General features: G+C 67.7%; 9 protein-coding genes and 2 pseudogenes. 3 read left to right on the top strand and 8 right to left on the bottom strand.

Annotated elements, in window-relative coordinates:
• Positions 1–20: 20 nt before the first annotated feature.
• Positions 21–236, top strand: a pseudogene (locus P8T65_RS27260) (transposase); the annotation flags it as partial.
• Here the strand turns inward: P8T65_RS27260 and P8T65_RS27255 are convergent.
• The gene (locus P8T65_RS27255) at positions 220–2,541 is read right to left on the bottom strand and encodes a polymorphic toxin-type HINT domain-containing protein (protein WP_316727857.1); all 2,322 of its coding nucleotides are present in this window, start codon (positions 2,539–2,541) and stop codon (positions 220–222) included. The pseudogene P8T65_RS27260 and the gene P8T65_RS27255 overlap by 17 nt on opposite strands.
• Between P8T65_RS27255 and P8T65_RS27250 the strand changes: the two genes are divergently transcribed.
• Positions 2,531–3,703 (top strand): hypothetical protein, encoded by a 1,173-nt coding sequence (locus tag P8T65_RS27250; RefSeq protein ID WP_316727856.1) that lies wholly within the window; start codon positions 2,531–2,533, stop codon positions 3,701–3,703. The genes P8T65_RS27255 and P8T65_RS27250 overlap by 11 nt on opposite strands.
• Positions 3,704–4,173: 470 nt before the next feature.
• Here P8T65_RS27250 and P8T65_RS27245 read toward each other — a convergent pair whose 3' ends face one another.
• From P8T65_RS27245 to P8T65_RS27220, 6 genes are all read right to left on the bottom strand, one after another.
• Positions 4,174–5,352 carry an LAETG motif-containing sortase-dependent surface protein gene (locus P8T65_RS27245; protein ID WP_316727855.1) on the bottom strand — a complete coding sequence of 393 codons (1,179 nt, stop codon included), beginning with the start codon at positions 5,350–5,352 and terminating at the stop codon, positions 4,174–4,176.
• 2,512 nt (positions 5,353–7,864) lie between these two features.
• Positions 7,865–9,496: a glycoside hydrolase family 13 protein gene (locus tag P8T65_RS27240; protein WP_316727854.1), complete on the bottom strand. Its 1,632-nt coding sequence runs from the start codon at positions 9,494–9,496 to the stop codon at positions 7,865–7,867.
• Between the two features lie 126 nt (positions 9,497–9,622).
• The gene (locus P8T65_RS27235) at positions 9,623–10,555 is read right to left on the bottom strand and encodes a carbohydrate ABC transporter permease (RefSeq protein ID WP_316727853.1); all 933 of its coding nucleotides are present in this window, start codon (positions 10,553–10,555) and stop codon (positions 9,623–9,625) included.
• The gene (locus P8T65_RS27230) at positions 10,552–11,532 is read right to left on the bottom strand and encodes a sugar ABC transporter permease (RefSeq protein ID WP_316727852.1); all 981 of its coding nucleotides are present in this window, start codon (positions 11,530–11,532) and stop codon (positions 10,552–10,554) included. The genes P8T65_RS27235 and P8T65_RS27230 overlap by 4 nt, the downstream gene beginning before the upstream one ends.
• A gap of 88 nt (positions 11,533–11,620) precedes the next feature.
• Positions 11,621–12,913, bottom strand: a complete 1,293-nt coding sequence (locus P8T65_RS27225) for an ABC transporter substrate-binding protein (protein WP_316727851.1) — start codon at positions 12,911–12,913, stop codon at positions 11,621–11,623.
• A 211-nt stretch (positions 12,914–13,124) separates the two neighbouring features.
• Positions 13,125–14,168: a LacI family DNA-binding transcriptional regulator gene (locus tag P8T65_RS27220; RefSeq protein WP_316727850.1), complete on the bottom strand. Its 1,044-nt coding sequence runs from the start codon at positions 14,166–14,168 to the stop codon at positions 13,125–13,127.
• A 498-nt stretch (positions 14,169–14,666) separates the two neighbouring features.
• Here P8T65_RS27220 and P8T65_RS27215 point away from each other — a divergent pair, with 498 nt between their 5' ends.
• On the top strand, positions 14,667–15,545 hold the full coding sequence (locus P8T65_RS27215; protein WP_316727849.1) for a hypothetical protein: 879 nt from the start codon (positions 14,667–14,669) through the stop codon (positions 15,543–15,545).
• Here the strand turns inward: P8T65_RS27215 and P8T65_RS27210 are convergent.
• Positions 15,458–16,306: pseudogene (locus tag P8T65_RS27210) on the bottom strand (IS5 family transposase). The gene P8T65_RS27215 and the pseudogene P8T65_RS27210 overlap by 88 nt on opposite strands.
• Positions 16,307–16,509 lie beyond the last annotated feature (203 nt).

Below are 16,509 nucleotides of genomic sequence, written 5' to 3'. Positions count from 1 at the left end.
TCGCCGAGGAACACGCGGACTGGTTACGGATCTTCCAGATGCCGTCCTACGCACCGGAGTTGAACCCCGCCGAAGGCGTGTGGTCACTCCTCAAACGCGCCATCGCCAACTTCGTCGCCACCGACCTCAGCGGCCTCGTCCGCATCGTCAAACGCAAGCTGAAGAAGATCCAGTTCAGACCCCACCTGATCGACGGCTGCCTCGCCGGGACCGGCCTGATCATCGAACCTTGGTGATCACTCGGGCAGACACTACGAGTTCAACCTGAGTAATGTTGTGCACCAGGATCGGAGTCGCCCCCGCCAGCACATAGTACGTGTGGATGCCGTCGACCGTGAGGTTGCGGGTTTCCGCCTGATCTTGGAATGACCGGACCGCGTTCACCGTCACGGTGGTTCCGGTGTCTGTGCGCAGGGTCATGCCTTGCTCGATGTCCCCTGCGTCGATCCATGTGTCAGCGGAGGGTGACCAGAACGGGTGGTGGTCGGTTGCGATGATCTCTGCGTCGCCGTCGCTGGTCTTCACCGTGAGGCCGGTGAAGTCTTTGTCTTCCATGGTGATGATGGTGGCGAGTACGGTGCGGGCTTCGGTCTTCCCTGTTTCCGGGTCGGTGGCGAGGACTTTGTCCCCGACCTCGATGTCACCGATTTCCTTGACGGACCCGTCGGCCATACGGACACCGGCTTCAGGGAGGAAGCTGTTCGGCGGGCATGGCCTTCCGAGTTTGCCGCCGCGTCCGAGTGCGTACTCGACGATGGCGAGGAATCCTATGTTCCCGCATATCGGGCAGGAGTCCGCGTCGATGCTCTTGACGTGCGCCCAGTTGTCGTAGTGCTTGCGGAAGTTCGCGCACGTCATGTCGGTGCCCATGCCGTCTCTACCGCAGCGCTCGCGGAAGTAGAGTTCGTAGTTCAGCTCGGGGCTGACGTGCGGCATGTAGGTTCCGGCGGCCTGCATCTGCCCGACGGTCGGTGCGTCCTGGTCGTCTCCCAGGTAGTTGTTGACCAGGTCCGTCGGAGCGCTCGGCGCCGTCCCGTCTCCCAGGTCCGTGACCACCGGCGGATCGGTGGGGGGCTTGGGTTCGTCGAAGTCGGTCACTTCTCCGGCGCAGTCGAACGGGTAGCAGTTCTCCAGGCCGGTCGGGTCCATAAGGTTGACCGGGTTGTTGTAGGAGTAGCTGTAGGAGGAGAGGTTCTGCGGTTTGTACGGGCTGCTGAGCGGGTCCGGGCTCAGGAACCGGCCCAGGTTGGGGTCGTAGGCGCGGGCGCCGAGCAGGGACAGTCCGGTGCTGGTGTCTTCGGTCTTGCCGAGGAAGCCGTTGTCGGTGCCGGTGGGCAGGGTGCCGCTGCGTTCGTCGCCGAAGGGGGTGTAGCGGCGGCGGGTGGAGGTGCCGGTGGTGGCGTCGACGGCGATCTGGGTGGAGGCCTGGGTGTCGCCCATCAGGTAGGTGAGTTTGCCGTTGGTGGCGGTGGTGCCTTCGGTGGTGCGCATGGCGACGGTGGCGGTGCCGCTGGTGTAGTGGCGTGTCGCGGTGACGTTGGTGCCGTCGGTGCGCAGTTCGGTGCCAGCGAGTGAGGCGATGGTTTCGCTGGGGGTGGTGCGGACGAGGAGGTTGCCGTCGGCGTCGTAGGCGTAGCGGGTCAGTTCGCTGCCGCTGGCCTTGGTGGTCTTGACCGTGGCCAGTTGGGCCAGTTTGGTCCAGGTGTACTCGACGGTCGTTGCCGTGCCGGTGGCGGGCTGTTCGATGCGCTTGAGCATCGTGCCGTCGTCGTCGTAGGTGACGGTGTCCGTGCGGGTGGTGGTGCTGCCGGTCTTGTGGAGGATCTTGCGGACGCCGTGGGGCCAGTTGGCGTTGGCGGTGGTCCAGGTGCCGGCGTCGTCGTAGCCGGGGTAGAGGTAGTCGCGCAGGGCGGCGGTGCCGGCGGAGTCGGTGTCGGTGACCGACTGCAGGTTGCCCATGCGGTCGTAGGTGTAGGCGGTCTGGTAAGGGGCAGTGCCCTGGTTGTTGGTGGTGGTCTGTGCTGTGTTCGCGCAGATGCCAGCCGTGGTGTGGGTGAAGGCGCGGGTCAGGCGGCTCTGGTCGTCGTAGCGGAAGCACTGCGACTGGGCGGTCTGGCCGGTGGCCTCCTCACGCAGTTCGGTGATCCGGCCGGCCAGGTCGTAGGTGTAGGTGTCCTTCTGCTTCTCGGTGATCAGTTCGTTGACGTTGGTGGTCGTCGCGATGGAGGTGAGCCGGCGGGTGCCGTTGCTGTCGTCGTAGCTGTAGGTGCGTTGGGCGTTGATGCCGTTGCCGTCGAAATCGGCGCCGTAGGTGCGCCCGGTGAGGCGGTCGTAGGAGTCGTAGGCGGTGTCGTCGATGTAGACGGCCGTGCCGAGGGTGCTGGTCAAGCGGTCCGGTCGGCCATAGGTGTCGTAGGTGGTGGTCACCGTCTCCGCAGCGAGACCGCCCGCGGCCGGATAGGTCACCTTGGTGACGTGGTCGGCGGCGTCGTAGGCCCGCCACGCCAGCGAACGGTCCCAGACCGCCTCGGTGGAGATCACCGCGGGCTGGCACTTCAGCGGGGGCTCCGACGAAGGCACCTTCGGCTACAGCGCCACGTTCGCCGTCGCTGCCCATCGCCGCCGCCCCGGCAAGCCCGCAGGCAAGCCGACCGCCTACCCCCAGATGTGCGTCGGCCTGATCCTGGACACCCCCACCGTCCGCACCGGCCGCAACGCCGTCCTCGCCCTGGAGGAACTCGCCCCGCTCAGCTTGCCGGTGGGCACCTGCGCGGCCGACCGCGCATACACCGGATGCGCTCCCGAGAACTTCCAGATCCCCGTACGCCGCCTCGGCTACCGCCTCGCCCTGGACTACAAGGTCAACGACCGTGGCGAGCAGGGCAGCTGGCAGGGCGCCCTGCTCATCGACGGCTCCCTCGCCTGCCCCTGCACACCCACCACACTGGCCCATGCCACCCAGGGCCTGGACGACAAAGCCGTACGCGAGATCCGGGACAACCAGCAGCTCACCGAGTACATCGCCGCTCGGGGACCGTACTTTCTCAAAACCAAACAAGGTCCCGACGCCCGCGGCGCCATCCGCCTGCAGTGCCCGGCCGCTGGACCATCCCCGTCGGTGAACTGCGCCCGCCGTGACCGACTCCGCCCCCGCGCACCCCGTATTCCGGGCCCGCCCACTGCGGTGATCGATTTTACCGACAGTCGCAGACGCGCAGCCCATCCGGCAGCCCGGCCGACCATCCAACTGCCCCAGAACGAATGGCTCACCCACCCGCCAGCGGACGAACTGCCCGCCGTCTGCGGCAAATCCGGCATCACCGTGCCCGCAGACGCCTCCGGCGACCTCAGGACCGCCAAGTTCCGGCAGGACAGCCACTACTTGTCCGACGACTGGATCGCCGTCTACAAACCCATCCGGTCCCACAACGAGGGGATCCACGGACGCCTCAAGAGCGACGAACTCTACATCGGCAACCCGAAACACCGTGCGGCACGAGGCCAGGTCGCCCAGACTCTCCTCGTCGCCCTCATGGTCACCGCCGGGAACCTCGACATCCTCGAAACCTGGCTCTACCAGCGCACCGGCACCCACCTCACCGACGCCGACTACGCCGACACCGTCCCCCAGCCACCGGCTCGGCCAGAGGCGGAACCGACGACACAGACCGCACGGCCACCGCCACACACCACAGACATCTGAACCAGAAGAACCACACACGACCACGGCCAGCCCCGACTCCATGGGGCTGGCCGTCATGCGCTCAAGAAGACGCGACCGGACAGCGACACCACCAAAGCCGTGGACCACCGACGTCCATCACCCCGAACACCATCGAACAGACCCCGGAAACGACGAAGATCCCGCGCGATCATCATGATCGCCGGGATCTCGTCAACTGAACCTGAGCTAACTCAAGAACAGTCGTGCGTGGGGTGTTCACGAGTGGGGCTGATGTGTGGCGGAGCACCCCCGTTGGAGATCGTTTCCCGTGCGTCGGAAGATCGTTCCCCGTGAAGGGCTGGCAAGGTGGCGGTGCAGCCGCGCCAGAACCCGATCCACTGAGCGTGCCGCCTATGGCCTCGGCGAAGCCGCATGCCATAGAAGAGGGGCCTGCGCCCTCCTGCGGGCGCGGGCCCCTCTTCCGTGTCCCGTACGGAACCGCTCTCGCCCTACGCCTGGGCCCCGGCCTTCTTGCGGCGTACGACGAACATCGCGCCGGCACCGGCGGCGACGGCCACGCCGCCGGCGATCCCGATCATGGGAAGCGCGGAGCTGGAGCCGGTCTCGGCGAGGTTGCCGGTGATCTCCTTGGCGCCGCCCTGCGGCTTCACGCCCTCGGTGACGTCGGGCTTCTCGCCGTTCGGTTCGGCGTCCTCGACGTCGTCGCCCGGCTCGTCGCCGGCGGCGAGCACGGTGAACTCGTAGAAGTCGCCGTTGCCGTAGCAGGCGGACTCCTCACCCGCGTACACGGCCTGGCTCAGCGCGAACGACGAACCCGCCGGAGCCTCCTCGTCCACCCGCACGCGGAGGTCCAGGGTGGCGGTGGAGTTCTTCTCCAGGGAGTCCAGGACGGCGACGAACGTACCCGTGAAGGCGATCTTGCCGTCCTCGTCCTCGAAGCCTTCCTGGTAGTCGCCGGTCCATTTGCCGTCCAGCTTGTACTGGAGCTCGGCGAGGTCGAAGAGGAGCGAGCTGTCGTCGTTGGTGTCGTCCCCGTACTCCGTGAAGGCCTGGACCCAGACCTTCTTCAGGTCCTTGTCCGAGTCGTTCCTGATCACGAAATCGAACTCGTGCCAGCCGGAGCCCGCGACGATCTGGTTCGGCAGCCCGGAGATGGAGGCCGTGAGCTTGTCGTCCAGGTCGAAGGTCTCGCAGTCCTCGTAGGGGTTCCACGGCTCGTCGTCCGAGGGGCCGGTGCCATCGTCGTCGTCGCCCTCGTCGTCCGACGGCTTGGTGTCGTCCTCGGAGGACGGGTCCCCGTCCTCGGTCGACGTGGTGTCGTCCTCACCGGACGTGGTGTCGTCCTCGGTCGAGGTGTCCTGGTCGTCCGACGCGGACGCCTCGTCGTCGGAGGCCGCCGTCTCATCGTCCGTGGCGGCGTCCTGGTCATCGGTCGACGTGTCCTGGTCGCCGGAGGCGGCGTCCGTGTCCTTGTCCGGCGAGTCACCTCCGGTGCCGGTCGTGTCTCCCGTCCCGGCCGCGTCACCGGTGTCGCCGGAGGTACCGGTGGAGGAGTTCTCCGTGGTCCCCGGGGTGTCGGTGGCGAACGCTGCCGGAGCCGACAGCAGGGCCAGCGGGGCTATGACGGCCGTGGCGGCTGCGACGGCCATGGCGCGGCGAAGCTTCATGTGCACCTCGTACGAAGGGGTGAGTGGCCGTCGCGTTGTGGGGCCGCGGATGTGGCCGTTGATTCCACAGATGCGACTCAGCAAACCCGTGGAAGGTTGCACCCGCACTCACAGAATCCTTATATGTCCTGCGTCACACGCGAAGAAGCGGGGTGGACGCCGCCGGCGGTCGCGCCTTGAAGGTGACAGGGATTGGGCCGCTCCAGCCCGAAGACCCGGCGAGACACCTGACCGACGGGAACGGGCGGGCAAGCGATGCCGACGCGTCGTTCGGGCATGTCGTTCCTCATCGTGCGGGTTGGCTTGGCGGGTGGGTCAAGGGCGGTGCGGCCTGGCGCACCCGGCCGGCGGTGAGCGCTCCAATGAGGAGCGCCCGGGGCGATTGCGGTGGGTCCGGTCTGTATCCGGCCGAGCGGGATAGCGGCCGCGGGCGAGATGTTGCCGGCTGTCGACCGGTGCGGGTCGGTCGGCCTACTGCGCCAGGACTGCCGGTGATCGTCGTGATGTTCCCGGCTCGGCCGTTGCCGGAGGCGACTCCGCCCAGGCCACCGGTCGCTGTGCCCATGGCGGAGGTTTGCCTTGTTCAAGTCACCCGGGCCCGCCACCGGGCAGCCCGGTCTCCCAGAGGCCCTCTCCCGGAGCATGCGGCGTGCTCAGCCCCGAGGACGATGCTTGCTTGGGTAAACCCCTTCACCGCAAGCCGAATTGATTACCACTCACCGAAATAGAGCGCCACGAAAATGAAGATACTATGACCAATATCACATCGCAGGCTCCTCGATGAATTGCCCGACGCGTGAGCTTCTACACCTCTATTTGATCTTTTCTCCCTGGATGTTTTCCGCCTCTCCTGATCGGGTGATCAGGAGAGGCGGAGTCCGGAATGGGAAGATCTCTGCTCCCCTCTGAGAGACAGGGCGAGCCTGTCCCCGATCAGAGAACGTCGCCAACGCGCGACCCTCCTCCCTGAACGCCCTCTGAAACTGATAGCCGGTGCTTTAGCCATGCTGCTGGCCGCCGAGGCCGCGATAACAGTCGCAACGTCCGGTCGGTCGGTGGCGCTGCCGTCACAGACGACGACTGCTGATTCGCAGCCCCGGCTCGGCCCTGCCGAGGCCGATGACGAAGCATCGGCGCAGCTGATGGCCCGGCTTGAGGACCGGCGGATCGAGATCCTCGGCGCGCGTACCGAGGCCACGACCAGTTGGGCGAATCCGGACGGCACGGTGACGGTGGAGTCCTTCACCGGTCCGATCCGGGTGAAGGACGCGGCGGGCACGTGGCGGCCGGTGGATGTGACGCTGTCCGAGGCGGACGGCGAGATCGCGCCGAAGGCGGCGGCCGCTGACATCGCCTTCTCCGCAGGCGGGAGCGCGGCGCCGTTGGCGCAGGTCAGCCGGGGCGAGAAGAGCTTCGGAGTGGCGTGGGACGGTGCTCTGCCCAAGCCGGTTCTGAAGGGCAACACGGCCACCTACCCGGATACGGTTCCCGGGGGCGATGTGGTGGTCTCCGTACTTCCGGAAGGTTTCTCTCACTCGGTGGTGCTGCGGGAGCGGCCGAGCGGGCCGATGGAGTTCCGCCTGCCGGTCAAGGCCGAAGGCCTGACTCTTGAGGAGACGTCGGATCAGCGGTTGCGCTGGGAGGACTCCAAGGGCAAGCAGGTCGCCGCGGCGCCGCCGCCGCTGATGTGGGGAGACGCGGAGGACGCCAAGTACCAGGAGCCGGAGCACACGGCGAAGGTCAGCGCGACGGTGGAGACGGCGGCCGACGGCGACCAGACGCTGGTGCTCAAGCCGAGCGAAACATTCCTCTCGGACCCGGATGTCACCTATCCGGTGGTGATCGACCCGACCCACACGCTGGCGGGCCCGACCACGGACACCTGGATCCAGTACGACGTGGCCACCTCCACCGCCGAGCCCGGCCAGACCTGCACGTCCACCGGCGCCACGACCACGTCGTACGCCTACGACAGCGCCGACCGGCTGATCTCCACCGGCACCGTCTACGACGCCTTCGGCCGCACCACCACGCACTCCGACGGCACGGCCATCGGCTTCCACACCAACGACCTGGTGCGCCGCCAAACCGCCGACGGCAAACGCAGCACCTGGGACCTCGACCCGGCAGGCCGCCTGGCCTCCTGGACCACCGGAACCCAGGAAACTGACGGCACCTGGACGCTGACCACCGCCAAGACCAGCCATTACGGCGCGGACGGTGACAGTCCCGACTGGACCCTGGAGAACAGCACCACCCGCACCATCACCCGCAACGTCCAGTCCCTCGCGGGCGACCTCGCCGCCATCACCGGCGAAACCGGCGACACCGTCCTGCAACTGACCAACATCCACGGCGACGTGGCCGTCCAACACCCCCTGGATACCCCATCAACAAGTACGACCTCGACGGCAGACACTGGTTCTCGAACAGATAAACCGAACGGTCACACGCCACCGGACCAGTCCCCGACCCTACTCGCCCTGGACGGACCAGGGCTTGTCCGTATCCGTCAACCGTGCCGCAGCCAGACCGTGCTGTCCGGGGGCAGTAGAGCGCCTTCGGCAGTCGGTCCCGACGAGAGCAGGGGAGTGCAGCCGTCGGGGAGGGCGATCGGGGTGTCGGAGAGGTTGACGGCGCACAGCAGACCGTTGCCGCGCTCGAAGAGGAGGGTGCCCTCCGGAGCGTCCAGCCAGCGGAACTCCCCGCCGTTCAGGCGCGGGTCGGTGCGGCGCAGGCGCAGGGCCCGGCGATAGAGGTGGAGCATGGAGGTGGGGTCGGCCTCGTTGGCCTCGGCGGTGTATGCCTTCCAGTCCCCGGGCTGGGGGAGCCAGGGCACGGATTCCGGAGGGCCGAAGCCGAAGGGCGGACTGTCGCCGTTCCAGGGCAAGGGGACGCGGCAGCCGTCGCGGCCCCGGATCGTGTGGCCGGAACGTTGCCAGACGGGGTCCTGGAGGGCCCCCTCGGGGAGGTCTTCGACCTCGTAGAGGCCGAGTTCCTCGCCCTGGTAGATGTACGCGCCGCCGGGCAGGGCCAGCATGAGCAGGGCGGCCGCGCGGGCGCGACGGGTGCCCAGGGCCAGGTCGGAGGGCTGGTACCCGTCGCGCATCGGGTTGGTCACGCCGGTGTGGGCGCGGCCGTAGCGAGTGAGGTGGCGGGTTTCGTCATGGCTGGACAGAACCCAGGTGGCACAGGCGCCCACGGCGGCGAGGTCGGTGATGCTGCGGTCGATGACCTCTCTCAACCGGTCGGCCTCCCAAGGGCACTTGTGGAAGTCGAAGTTGAAGGCGGTGTGCAGTTCGTCGGGGCGCAGATAGGCGGCGAGGCTCCCGGGACGGACGTGGGCCTCGGCGACGAAGACGCGCGCGTCGGGGTAGCTGTCGGCGATGGCGCGCCAGCTGCGGAAGATCTCGTGGACACCGTCGCGTTCCCAGTGCGGATGGTCCCGCTGGCCTTCCGCGGCCAGGACGGAGAACTCCGGCAACCCGAGGTCCGGCAGGGCGGGGTCCTTGGCCATGCCGTGGGCGACGTCGATGCGGAAGCCGTCGACGCCGAGGTCGAACCAGAAGCGCAGGATCGATTCGAACTCGGCGTGAACCTCGGGGTTGTCCCAGTTCAGGTCCGGTTGTTCGGGAGCGAACAGATGCAGGTACCACTGGCCGTCCGCGGTGCGGGTCCAGGCGGGGCCGCCGAAGGCGGCATGCCAGTCGTTGGGCGGCTGGGAACCATCGATCCCCTTGCCGTCACGGAAGAAGTACCGGTCCCGTTCCGGGGAGCCGGGGCTTGAGGTGAGCGCCTGCTGGAACCAGGGGTGCTGCTCGGAGGTGTGGTTGGGGACGATGTCCAGGATCACGCGCAGGCCGGACTCGTGCGCCTCGGTGATCAGTTGCTTCGCCTCGTCGAGGGTGCCGTAGGCGGGGTGGACGTCGCGGTAGTCGGACACGTCGTAGCCGCCGTCGGCCAGTGGGGAGGGGTACCAGGGGTTGATCCAGATCGCGTCGACACCGAGTTCGGCCAGGTAGTGCAGGCGGGAACGCAGACCTGCGAGGTCGCCGACTCCGTCGCCGCTGCCGTCGGCGAAGCTGCGTATGTAGACCTGGTAGACCACGGCGGAACGCCACCAGGGGTCGTGTGCCTTGCTCACGTTATCGGGTTCCCAACTGTTCGGTGTGCGTGTGGGGGGTTGTGTGCGGAGGCGCGGACACGGGTTGCGGCAGCGCCCTGCGTGGCTCCCGGCACCCCACGGACGGGGCCGCGAACCACGCACGGCTCAGCCCTTGACGGCTCCGCTGGTGAGGCCGCGTACGAAGTACCGCTGCAGCACCAGGAAGATCAGGATCGGGGCGAGCATGGAGAACAGGCCGCCCGCCGTCACCAGCTCCCAGCCGGTGCCCTGCTGCCCCAACAGGTTGTTGACGGCAATGGTGATCGGCTGCTTCTCGCCGGGACCCACGAAGATCAGGGCGACCAGGAGGTCGTTCCACACCCAGAGGAACTGGAAGATCGCGAAGGAGGCCAGCGCGGGGGCGGACATCGGCAGGATCAGCCGGAAGAAGGTCTGGAAGTGGCTCGCGCCGTCGATCTTGGCGGACTCGATGACGTCCTTGGGCAGGGTCGACATGTAGTTGCGCAGGATGTAGACGGCCAGTGACATGCCGAAGCCTATGTGGGCGAGCCAGGCGGCCGGGAAGGTGCCGTTCAGCTGCACGGAGGCGTAGAGCTTGATGATCGGGACGAACGCGACGTAGTTCGGCACGACCAGCAGGCTCACGATGACGATGAAGAGGATGTCGCGTCCCTTGAACGTCATGAAGGTGAAGGCGTAGGCGGCGAAGGCGGCGACGAGCAGGGGGATGAAGACCGCCGGAAGCGTGATGGCCAAGCTGTTGAGGAACGCCGAGCCGAGTTCCGCCTGTTCGATCGCTGTGGAGTAGTTGCCCAAGGTCAGGTGGGTGAATCCGCCGGGGTGGGCGAACAACGTCCACCAGCCGCTGGAGTTGGCGTCGTCGACGCCGCGGAAGGATGTGATGGTCACCCCGAGGGTGGGCACGATCCACAGGGTGCATATGAGCAGCACACCCAGCTTGGCCGGCAGCCTGCGCCCACGGCTTCGTCCGGGGGGCACGCCGGTGCCTGCCCGCATCGGACGGCCACGCCGAAGTGCCGTCGTCGGGGTGGTCTTCCCGGTCGTCTGGGTGGTCATGCCGACTCCTCCGCCCTGAAGTGGCGAATCTGGTAGATCATGATCGGCACGATGGCGACGAGCAGCATGACGACGATCGCCGACGCGTAGCCGTAGTTGTAGTTCGTGTAGAGCTGATTGAAGAACTCCAGGCCGACGACATTGGTGTTGAAGGACCCGTTGGTCATCACATAGACCACGTCGAAGATCTTCATGACGGTGATGAGCACGGTGATCCAGACCGTGATGAGCGTGCCTCGGATCTGCGGAACAATGATCCGCCAGAAGATCCGTGACTCGCCCGCACCGTCCAGCCGGGCGGCCTCCAGGGTCTCCGCGGGGACACCCTTGATGGCCGCGGACAGCAGCACCATGGAGAAGCCCGCCTGCCCCCACAGCAGCATGACCATGAGCAGCAGACTGTTGGCGTGCAGGGTGCTCTGCTGGAGCCAGGGGACCGGTTCGTGGCCGAAGGCGGTGACGATGCCGTTCAGCAGACCGGTCTGCCCGGTTCCGGCGGGCTGGGCGGCGTACATGAAGCGCCATACCGTCGCCGACCCCACGGCGCTGATGGCCATGGGCATGAAGATGATGGTCTTGGCCGCCCTCTCGGCCCTGAAGGACAGCCGGTCCGTGAGCACGGCGACGAGCAGGCCCACGACGATGCAGGCGGCCGGGACGATGGCGATCCACAGCAGCGTGTTGAGCAGGGTCTGCCGGAAGGCCGGTGTCCCGAGGAGCCGGCTGAAGTTGTCCAGCCCGACGAAGCCCGAACCGTCGCTGCTGCGGAAACTGTCGACAACGGTGATGACCGTCGGATAGACGAGATAGACCCCGATCGCTGCGACCGCCGGCGCAATGTACAAGTAGGGCTTGATCCGGTGTTCCCAAGGGGCCGGCAGGGCTTCGGCGAGTCTGTTGAGCGCCCAGTAGACGGCCAGGGCGGCGACGACGCCCACCAGCACCGTGAGCGCCGTCGAGAGTATTTGGCTGACCACGGCGGTTCCTTTCCACGAACGCGATTTTCGTTGTCGGGTCAGGCCGGCGGGCCGCCGGGAGGGCGTCCGGGCGGCCCGCCGCGTGTGGTCAGCCGGCGGGCCAGCTGGCGTCGATGTTCTTCAGGGCGCTGTCCAGCGACTCCTCGCCCGTGATCCAGGACGTCATGTCCTTCCAGAACGTGCCGGAGCCGACGGCGGTCGGCATCAGGTCGGAGCCGTCGAAGGCGAAGCCGGTCGAGTCGTAGGCGACCTTGGCGACCGACTGGGTGGTCTTCAGCGGGTAGGTGTCGAGCGGGAAGTCCTTGTGCGGGGAGATGAAGGACGAGCCGTTGGTCGCGGCGGTGGTGCCCAGGTCGGTGGCCGCGAGCAGGTTCATCACCTTCCGGGCGGCCGGACTGTCCTTGTAGATGGAGGCGGTGTCGCCGCCGCCCTCGACGGGGTTCTCACCGTCCGCCGTGGCCGGGGGCAGCCCGAAGACGCCGACCTCGGCGTCCAGGTTCTTCTGGACGTCCTTGGGGAAGAAGCCGGTGATGAAGCTGCCCTGCTGGTACATGTAGCAGCCCGGCTTGTCCTTGAACATCGGGTTGCCCGCAGTACCGAAGGCGTTGCTGGCGATGGACTTGCGGCCGCCGAGCACGTTGCCGTCGGTGAAGGCGATCCTCTCGAACTCGGCGGCGGCCTGGCGGACCAGCGACGAGTCGAACTTGATGCCGTGCGACACCCACTCGTTGTACTTGTCGACACCGCCGTATCTCAGGACCAGATTCTCGATCCAGTCGGTGACCGGCCAGCCGGTCGCCGCGCCGGACTCGATGCCCAGGCACCAGGGCGTGTTCCCGTCGCCCTTGATCTTCTCCGTGAGGGTGTTGAGCTCGTCCAGGGTCTTCGGAGCGGTGTAGCCGGCGTCCTCGAACGCCTTCTTCGGGTAGAAGACCAGACCCTTGACGTTCATGCTGACCATCAGGCCGTAGGTCTTGCCGTCGGCCTTGGCCACGTCCAGCGTTCCCGACGTCATGCTCTTCTCCAGGGCCGGCATGTCCAGGACGTCGTCCAGCGGAGTGACCTTGCCCTTCGCTGCGAGGTCCTTGATGATGCCGGGCTGTGGGAGGAGCGCGATGTCCGGTGCATCGTTGGCCTGCACCTTCTGCACGATCAGCTGGTTGATGTTGTCGACCCTGCGCCACTTGACGGTGATGCCCTCGGCCTTGGCCCGCGGAGCGAGTTCGGCCTTGAGGCCGTCGATGATCGGCTGGTCCATCTGGGTCCAGATCGTGACGGTCTTCGTGTCTGTGCCGCTGCCGGATCCGGACGAGCAGCCGGTGGCGATCAGTGCGAGCGCGCCGAGCGCGCTCGCACTGCCGATGAGCTTCCGTGTGGACATGTGTTCCTCCTTCGTCGGCGAGCCGACGGATCAGGGGCGCATCTGAGGCGAGTCCACCTGACGGAGAGAGGCGGCTCGTACCAACAACCACATCGCACTACTAATTCGGGTTAGTGGCCGCAACGTAGCTGCCCCCCGTTTCTTGCGTCAAGGACTTGTTACGAGGGGGTTATCGACGGATGTACGAGTGACGCCGTGGACCCGGCCCGGCTCAGACCCCGGCGCACCGGGCGGTGGAGTCACGCATCACCAGCGGGCAGTGCACCAAGGTACGCCCGCTCCGCGCGGGCCCGCCCACTGCCAGCTGCTCGGCGGCCAGACGGCCCATCGCGTCGTAGGGCAGCCGTACGGTGCTCAGCGCCGGGCGCATCTCCGCCGCGAGCTGGAACTGGTCGTCGTACCCCATCACCGACACGTCCTCGGGCACCCGGACCCCCGCCTCCAGCAGGGCCAGTACGGCGCCCATGGCCATCCGGTCGTTGCCGCACATGATCGCGCTCGGCAGGGAGCCGCGCCGCAGCAGTCTGCGTGCCAGATCGTACCCGGAGTCCGCGTGGTAGTTGCCGGGCAGAACGGTGTGATCCCGCGGATCGAGCCCGGCTCCACGCAGCGCCTCGCGGAAGCCGCGCAGCCGGGCCTTGGTGGCCCAGCTGGTGACCGTGCCGGTGAAATAGGCGATGTTCCGGTGCCCGAGGTCGAGCAGCGCCCTGGTGGCCTCCCGGCCGCCGCGTGCGTCGTCGGGAAGGATCGCCGGGGCGATGTCGCCGAGGGTGAAGCAGTTCAGGAGAACCGTGGGAACGCGCAGAGCCTCCTCCGGGAGCACCACCGACCTCGTGCTGGCCGCCGCGAAGATCAGGGCGTCTGCCTGCCGGTCGAGCAGCTCGCCGACCAGTTGCGCCGCCTGGCGCTTCAAGCCGCCCGTGTTCACCAGGAGCAGAAGGCTGCCATGGCGTATGGAGACCTCGTGCGCCCCCTTGATCGCGGCGGCCGCGAACACCCCGAAGTCCACGTCGTGGCTGACGAAGCCGATGGTCGCACTGCGTCCGCGACGCAGCCCCTGCGCCGCCCGGTTCGGGCGGTAGTCGAGTTCGGCAACCGCCTGCAGGACCCGCTGCCGCGTCTCGTCGCTGATCGTCTGCCCAGCCGTTCGGTTGAGCACGAAGGAGACGGTCGCGGGCGAGACCCCGGCCAGGCGCGCGACATCGGCGCGGCGTGGCCTTCCCGCCTTCGGGCGGTGATCGTCATTGGTTGACACGCCGCAAGGGTACGGAAACGTCCCCGCACCTGAGAACTTGCTCTCACGCCACCCGTCCTGTGGTCCCGGGCACACGCACACACGGGTGCGGGCCCTTCTGGCTACCGGATCGTCCAGCTACCGAAGAGCCGATCGCATGGTGCGCCTCCCAGCGGAAACGGGTCGACCACCTCCTGCAGGGGCCGACCCGGCCGCATCCGCTGCAGCACCTGTTGGTGCCAAGAGTCCCGCACATTCGTTGAGCTGGGCGTTCGCCAGACTGTCGTGATCTTCGTCAGGCTGTGTCGCGGTACTCGTGGATGAGTCCGCTGAGGACGTCGTGGCGCTGGATGTGCTGGGCGGGAAAAGGGGACGCACCGACGGACTGGCCCTGCTCGGACTCGGGGCCGGCTGCGGGCTCACCCCGAAGGAGGCGGCTGCCAGCCGGGGCACACATCTGCGACGGCTCGGACGGGACGGCCCCTGCTGCACACGGGGGTCGAGCGCGTCGTCCCGCTGGTGGCCCGCGCCGCCTGGGGCCCGCTTCTGGGCGAGCTGGCGAACGCGGCGGGCGGCAACTACCTGTTCAGGCCTCGGCGGACCGCCGCCTACGCCAAGAACCTGATCGGTTCCTGGCCGCTGGTCCACCGTCCGCCCGGCCACCTGCCGGGCCTGTCGGCGGGGCGGCTGCGGGCGACGTGGATCGTTGATCTGATGGCCGCCCGCATCGACCACGACCTGATCGCCAAGGCGGCCGGGCTCGCCTCAGCTGCCTCTCTGTCCCGCCACGCACCACGTGCCCCCGCTCGACGAAGCCACCGCAATACGGCTGCTGCACGGAAGCGGTCCGTGACCACCCCGGACGCCTGGCGGAACACGGAGAAGGCACGGCTCTGCCGTCCCCGTCCGGTCACGGACGCCCCGCCCGAGATCCCGGACTCGAAGGTCGGCCAGCTCGACACACTGCTGCACGGCTCCGGCGTCCTGCCCCTGATCGACAAGGAACTTCAGGGCAGCCCCGGCCCGGTCGGGCTCCCGGTGCGCACCGTGCTGTTGGGCCTGCTGCCGGCACTGCACTTTGGCCACGGCGCGAACCTCGCCGACGCCTTCCGGATCCTGTCCGACCACCTGCGGCCCACCGCCCGCTCCTGGCTCGATGTTCCCGACCTCACCGGCGCCGACACGCACGCCCGTCTCGCGTTCTCCCGCCGTGTCTACCGCGCCTTCGACCGGCTGACCACCGCCCTGGACCCGCACCGCTCGGGCGGCGTCTTCCTGGAGGCCCAGGGCGTCGAGCAGGGGCTGGATGTTCACGCTGCCGCCGCCTGCGCCTCGCGCCAGGTGGGGGCGTTCGCGCCGGTGAGGCGTCGGGTCATGACGTGGGTCATCGCCCAGTAGACGCGGGAGGCGGAGGAGGAGGGGCGGTGCTCGTAGTCACGGACCAGGCGCCGGTGCAGTATCAGGATCCCGTAGGTCTGCTCGACCCTCCACCGCTTCGGCTGCGGCACGAACCCCTTGACCTGCGGGTCGCGTTCGACGATCTCGACGTCGATCCCCAGGCCGGCGCCGTGCGCGACGACCTGGTTCTTGAAGCCCTGGTCGACCAGGGCCTTGCGGACACTTCCGCCGGCGTGTTCGGCGACCTGGTCCAGCAGGATGCTGCCCGCGGCGTTGTCGTGGGCGTTCGCGGCGAGGACGACGACTGCGATGACCAGGCCGAGGACGTCCACGGCCAGGCCCCGCTTGCGGCCCGGCACCCGCTTGGCCGGGTCGTGGCCGGTTGTGGAGGCGGGGACCCCGGCGGCCACGTGGACACTCTGGGTGTCCAGGACCACCAGGGTCGGGTCCTCTCATCGGCGGGCACTCTCCCGGACCTGGCAGCGCAGGAGTTCGTGGATGACCTGGTCGGTTCCGTCGTCCCGCCAGGCGGCGAAGTAGTAGTACGTCGCGCTCTTCTGCGGCAGGTCGTGCGGGAGATAGGCCCACTGGCAGCCGGTCCGGCCCTGGTAGAGGATCGCGTTCACGATCTCCCGCATCGCGTACTTGCCCTGGTGGCCGCTGACCGAGCGGTGCCGGGCCTTCCACGCGGTGATCACCGGTTCGATCAACGACCATTGCTCGTCCGATAAGTCACTCGGGTACGGCTTGCGTTCACTCACCCGGTCACACCACCAGATCAACAGCCGCGGACCGGCAGATTCCGCCCTGCCGCCACACCATCAGGCGACAGCAGATCCGCTCAAAGACTCACGAACCGCCCACTGAAACGAGGGCGTTGGGGTTTAGCTGCTGTTGCTCTTTTCCATCCCTGAGGTCGGATTGTGGTGGCGGTGGCATGCGGGCCGGAGCGGCCGTTGATGCG

It is taken from the genome of Streptomyces sp. 11x1 (assembly GCF_032598905.1).
Lineage (GTDB): Bacteria > Actinomycetota > Actinomycetes > Streptomycetales > Streptomycetaceae > Streptomyces.
The sequence above is the reverse complement of the archived record's forward strand: the minus strand, read 5'-3'. Positions and strand labels throughout refer to the sequence as shown.